Annotated in this window: 5 protein-coding genes and 1 pseudogene (1 of these 6 running past the window's edge); 3 read left to right on the top strand and 3 right to left on the bottom strand. The window is 47.5% G+C overall.

From position 1 onward, the window contains the following. Positions 1-191 precede the first annotated feature (191 nt). Positions 192-1,376, top strand: a complete 1,185-nt coding sequence (locus QZF50_RS21900) for a sugar efflux transporter (RefSeq protein WP_001172876.1) — start codon at positions 192-194, stop codon at positions 1,374-1,376. Positions 1,377-1,486: 110 nt separating this feature from the next. Further along, positions 1,487-2,410 carry a carboxylate/amino acid/amine transporter gene (locus QZF50_RS21895; RefSeq protein WP_000535960.1) on the top strand — a complete coding sequence of 308 codons (924 nt, stop codon included), beginning with the start codon at positions 1,487-1,489 and terminating at the stop codon, positions 2,408-2,410. A 3-nt stretch (positions 2,411-2,413) separates the two neighbouring features. On the opposite strand, the gene nlpA is transcribed toward QZF50_RS21895, so the two are convergent. Next, the gene (nlpA, locus tag QZF50_RS21890; RefSeq protein ID WP_000779432.1) at positions 2,414-3,232 is read right to left on the bottom strand and encodes a lipoprotein NlpA; all 819 of its coding nucleotides are present in this window, start codon (positions 3,230-3,232) and stop codon (positions 2,414-2,416) included. 221 nt (positions 3,233-3,453) lie between these two features. Between nlpA and yicS the strand changes: the two genes are divergently transcribed. Further along, positions 3,454-3,747 carry a protein YicS gene (yicS, locus tag QZF50_RS21885; protein ID WP_000805509.1) on the top strand — a complete coding sequence of 98 codons (294 nt, stop codon included), beginning with the start codon at positions 3,454-3,456 and terminating at the stop codon, positions 3,745-3,747. Between the two features lie 40 nt (positions 3,748-3,787). Here the strand turns inward: yicS and nepI are convergent, their stop codons facing one another. After that, the gene (gene nepI, locus QZF50_RS21880; protein ID WP_001288549.1) at positions 3,788-4,978 is read right to left on the bottom strand and encodes a purine ribonucleoside efflux pump NepI; all 1,191 of its coding nucleotides are present in this window, start codon (positions 4,976-4,978) and stop codon (positions 3,788-3,790) included. 210 nt (positions 4,979-5,188) lie between these two features. Continuing rightward, positions 5,189-5,368, bottom strand: a pseudogene (locus QZF50_RS21875) (DUF1198 domain-containing protein); it runs 283 nt beyond the window's last position.

Here is a 5,368-nt window from a genome sequence, read left to right as displayed (position 1 = left end):
ATTAATATATAAATTCGGTAATTAATTCTTAACATGCTTTTACTAATAATCTCAATTGCTGGCCCTATAATATTGCGCTAGCATTGCTTTCTGGTTGTATCAGCGATACTCAAAAATTCTTAATACAATACTCATTCGACTGGTACTTATTTGTAACTCAGTTATATTTTTTCGCCCGGTGATTCAGAAGAATGCAAAAAACGGCTACCACTCCATCAAAAATACTTGATCTCACTGCCGCGGCATTTTTACTTGTCGCCTTTCTGACGGGTATTGCGGGCGCTCTTCAGACTCCTACCCTAAGTATATTCCTCGCAGATGAACTGAAAGCCCGTCCTATAATGGTAGGTTTTTTCTTCACCGGTAGCGCTATTATGGGAATTCTGGTCAGTCAATTTCTGGCAAGGCACTCCGATAAACAAGGCGACCGTAAATTACTGATTCTGCTATGTTGCTTATTTGGAGTGCTGGCCTGCACGCTTTTTGCGTGGAATCGCAACTACTTCATTCTCCTCTCAACGGGCGTACTTCTGAGTAGTTTTGCTTCCACCGCAAACCCGCAAATGTTCGCCCTCGCCCGTGAACACGCCGACAGAACAGGCCGTGAGACGGTCATGTTCAGTACATTTTTACGTGCTCAGATCTCGCTTGCCTGGGTTATCGGGCCACCGCTCGCTTATGAACTGGCAATGGGATTTAGTTTTAAAGTGATGTATCTCACCGCAGCCATCGCATTTGTTGTTTGCGGACTGATAGTCTGGTTGTTTTTGCCATCAATACAAAGAAATATTCCTGTCGTTACCCAACCCGTAGAAATTTTACCCTCCACCCACAGGAAGCGGGATACGCGGCTACTTTTTGTGGTCTGTTCAATGATGTGGGCGGCGAATAATCTCTACATGATAAATATGCCGCTATTTATTATTGATGAACTGCATCTAACCGATAAACTGGCTGGAGAAATGATTGGTATCGCTGCCGGTCTGGAAATTCCGATGATGTTAATCGCAGGCTATTACATGAAACGTATTGGCAAGCGACTATTAATGCTCATTGCTATCGTGAGTGGAATGTGTTTTTACGCCAGCGTACTCATGGCGACGACTCCGGCGGTTGAGCTGGAATTGCAAATTCTTAATGCCATCTTCCTTGGTATTCTCTGTGGTATCGGCATGCTTTATTTTCAGGACTTGATGCCTGAAAAAATAGGCTCTGCGACAACGTTATATGCAAATACTTCACGCGTCGGCTGGATTATCGCCGGCTCTGTTGACGGAATTATGGTTGAAATCTGGAGCTACCATGCGTTGTTCTGGCTGGCGATAGGGATGTTGGGTATTGCGATGATTTGCCTGCTGTTTATTAAAGATATTTAGCTCACCAGTCTGGGCTAAGAAAAATCGGCGTGGCGCAAACAGAGCCATCCTCGCCATTTTTGCTATCATGCCTGCATACATAAACGACAAAACAGTATGCAGAGGGAAAAATGGGTTCCACCAGAAAGGGGATGCTGAACGTTCTGATTGCCGCCGTGTTGTGGGGAAGTTCAGGGGTCTGCGCGCAATACATCATGGAGCAAAGCCAGATGTCGTCGCAGTTTTTGACTATGACGCGTTTGATATTCGCCGGTTTGATTCTACTGACGCTGTCATTTGTTCATGGCGATAAAATCTTTTCTATTATTAACAATCATAAAGATGCCATTAGCCTGCTGATTTTTTCCGTGGTTGGCGCGCTAACTGTACAGCTCACTTTTTTGCTAACCATCGAAAAATCGAACGCAGCCACGGCAACGGTGCTGCAATTCCTCTCACCGACGATTATCGTCGCCTGGTTCTCACTGGTGCGTAAATCGCGCCCGGGCATTCTGGTTTTCTGCGCTATTTTGACATCGCTGGTCGGGACTTTTTTATTGGTGACACACGGTAATCCGACGTCATTATCGATCTCTCCTGCCGCGTTGTTCTGGGGCATTGCCTCGGCATTTGCTGCTGCATTCTATACCACCTATCCCTCAACGCTAATTGCCCGCTATGGCACGTTACCAGTCGTCGGCTGGAGTATGCTGATTGGCGGTCTGATTCTGTTGCCTTTTTATGCCAGACAAGGAACAAACTTTGTCGTTAACGGCAGTTTGATTCTGGCGTTTTTTTATTTGGTGGTCATTGGTACGTCCCTGACATTTAGTCTGTACCTGAAAGGAGCACAATTAATTGGCGGTCCAAAAGCCAGCATTTTGAGCTGTGCAGAACCATTAAGTAGCGCGCTACTCTCTTTGCTGTTGCTGGGGATCACGTTCACATTACCGGACTGGCTGGGAACGCTGCTGATTCTGTCATCGGTGATTTTGATTTCAATGGATTCCCGTCGCCGCGCCAGAAAAATAAATCGTCCGGCGCGGCATGAGTGAGAATTACCAGCCAGGCACCGCGCCACCGTTAAAAATGGTTTCTGCCGCTTTAGCGACTTCGGGTGATTGATAAGATTGCAGAAATTCCTTCACGTTTTCTGCATTCTTATTATCTTCCCGTGCCACCAAAATATTCACATACGGCGAATTCTTATCTTCAATAAATACGCTGTCGTGCACCGGAGAAAGCCCTGTCTGCTGAATGTAAGTGGTACTGATAATCGCTACATCAACTTTGGGATCATCCAGTACGCGCGGAAGCTGCGCCCCCTCGAGTTCCATAATCTGCAAATGACGAGGATTATCGGTTATATCCAGCGCGGTAGGTAATAACCCTTTTCCCTCTTTCAGAGTAATTAGCTTCTCTTTTTGCAACAGTAAAAGTGCGCGACCAAGGTTGGTCGGGTCGTTGGGGATCGCCACTGTCGCGCCTTCTTTTATTTGCGCCACGGTTGTGATTTTTTTGGAATAACCCGCCATAGGGAAGACAAACGTATTTCCCACCGCTACCAGTTTATAACCATGCGCCTGATTATCTTGTTCAAGAAAGGGTCGATGCTGGAAGACATTCGCATCAAGTTCGCCATGATTTGTCGCATCGTTCGGTAGCAACGAACCGCTAAATCCTACCAGTTCAACATCGAGGCCATATTTCTCTTTTGCCACCTTTTTAGCGACTTCCGCGACATCTTGTTCTGCGCCATTTATAACGCCAACTTTAATGTGTTTTGCATCGCTGCTACTCTGGTCGCAACCTGCCAGCAGAATTCCGGCCAGCAATAATGCGGCCCCTGTCCGTAGATGATGTGTTGTCAGTTTCATTTTTTTATCCTTTTATTAATGATTACCTGACTATAGCGGTAAGGTCGCTGCGGTTTAAAAAACGAAACGCTATCGATAAGAATAAAAAGGAATAAAAGTGGAATATAAAGTCTGGCACTTCTTACTGACCACGCAAGCGCGTTTCGTACAGCATGATGAGAGCGATGAAAGCAAACTACACTTATGCTTCATTCGATACACATTTGTAAAAGGTTGAATCCATGAAACCAACGACACTACTGCTTATTTTCACTTTTTTCGCTATGCCAGGCATCGTATACGCCGAGTCGCCTTTTAGCTCACTGCAGTCCGCAAAAGAGAAAACCACGGTATTACAAGATTTACGTAAAATTTGCACGCCACAGGCGTCATTATCAGATGAAGCGTGGGAAAAGTTAATGTTGTCAGATGAAAACAATAAACAACATATACGCGAGGCCATCGTGGCGATGGAACGTAATAATCAGAGCAATTATTGGGAAGCGTTGGGTAAGGTAGAATGCCCGGATATGTAAGAACAGCAACAACTACTGACCAACGCTTCTTTACCTGATATCAGGATTTCTTCATTTTCACCTTTGCAGTAACCAACAATGCAGTCAGCAACATCAATGTGCCGGACAACATCAACGGCGAAGTCAGACCAATATTATCCAGCGCATAACCGCCGATTGCCGCGCCACAGGTATTAGCAAGCTGAATAACCGCCACCTGAATAGACCCGGCTTTTTCTGCCTGATCGGCCAGCGAGCGGGTGATCCACGTTGACCAGCCGACGGGAACCAATGCAAAAGTTAGCCCCCAGATAATCGCCACGCCGGTAGCAACGATTTTATCGCTTCCCCACAACGTCAGCACCAACGCACTCACAGCCAGTATTAACGGCGCGCCTGCTAAGGCCAGTTTTACCGAACGTTTAAGAATGAATGACGAAAGCGACGTACCGATAAAGCTGGCAATGCCAAAACTCAACAGCACCAGCGTTAAGCCATCCACGCCGAATCCCGCCAGGTTCATATACACCGGGCGAATATATGTGAAGAAAGCAAACTGCCCGGCGAAAGACATGAAGATGGCGATCATCCCTGCCATCACACCCGGACGTTGTAATAAGCGGAAAGTATTTTGTTTCTGATGCGAGGGTTCGCCTGGCAGTGAAGGCAATGATTTGATAATCCAGAAAATACACAGCACGCCCATCACCGCCGCCGCATTAAAGACATTGCGCCAACCGATAAGCTCGCCTAAAAAACTGCCCAACGGCGCGGCAATCACCAGCGCAATAGAAACCGCGCCGAAGATCACCGACAGCGCCTTCGGCACCGTACGCGGCGGCACCAGACGCATGGTCAGCGACGCCGACATCGCCCAGAACCCGCCCAGCGCCAGCCCCAGACAGGCACGACCGATTAAAAGCAAACTGAATGAGTTAGCAAAGGAAACCAGCAAGCAGGAGAGCGTCAGCAAAACGGCAAACAAAATAACAACGTAGCGGCGGTCAGTAGCCTGAATTGTCTGGGTAATAAACAAACTGGCAAACATTGCCACAAAGGCGGTCACGGTCACCGATTGCCCGGCAACCCCTTCCGAAATGCCTAAATCCTGGGCCATAGGCGTCAACAAACTGACGGGCAAAAACTCAACGATAATCAGACAGGCGACGCAAAACGCCACCGAGAAAACGGCTGACCAGTTCGGTCGGGTGATGGCATCCGCGCCGCGGTTTTCGGCAATAAATTCACTCATGGTGTTACCCGTGGCATGTTTCAGGGGAAAAGCCGACCACTTTAACATTGAAATGTGTGACGCATTTAACGTTTTTGCAACTTTTACGGTGTTGCTTGAGCTGGAGTTAAGATCGAAACGGAACAGGGCAAAGATTACCGGATGCGGCGTGAACGTCTTATCCACCCGACAGGTCAGGCGCGGTCTGTAGGCTGATAAGACGAAGCGGTTTTAATGCAGCCAGTGAACGCCCTCGGCAGGCTGAAAGAACGCGTTATAGCGCATCTGAAAAGCATTAATATCCTGCATTTCAGGTTCGGTTTCGCGCAGAAAACCCAGCGCCAGCCTGACCTGAGCATCGGTAATCGGCGCGGCAAGACGGGCTTTTTGTAAAATCCGATGCCATTGCAG

Origin of the sequence: uncultured Escherichia sp., assembly GCF_948475835.1 — a bacterium.
Taxonomy (GTDB): Bacteria; Pseudomonadota; Gammaproteobacteria; order Enterobacterales; family Enterobacteriaceae; genus ECMA0423.
The sequence above is the reverse complement of the archived record's forward strand: the minus strand, read 5'-3'. Positions and strand labels throughout refer to the sequence as shown.

Excerpts from the sequence above, each read along its gene's own strand:
- QZF50_RS21900 (WP_001172876.1), top strand. The coding sequence starts at position 192 with ATGCAAAAAACGGCTACCACTCCATCAAAAATACTTGATCTCACTGCC.
- QZF50_RS21895 (WP_000535960.1), top strand. The coding sequence starts at position 1,487 with ATGGGTTCCACCAGAAAGGGGATGCTGAACGTTCTGATTGCCGCCGTG.
- nlpA (WP_000779432.1), bottom strand. The coding sequence starts at position 3,232 with ATGAAACTGACAACACATCATCTACGGACAGGGGCCGCATTATTGCTG.
- yicS (WP_000805509.1), top strand. The coding sequence starts at position 3,454 with ATGAAACCAACGACACTACTGCTTATTTTCACTTTTTTCGCTATGCCA.
- nepI (WP_001288549.1), bottom strand. The coding sequence starts at position 4,978 with ATGAGTGAATTTATTGCCGAAAACCGCGGCGCGGATGCCATCACCCGA.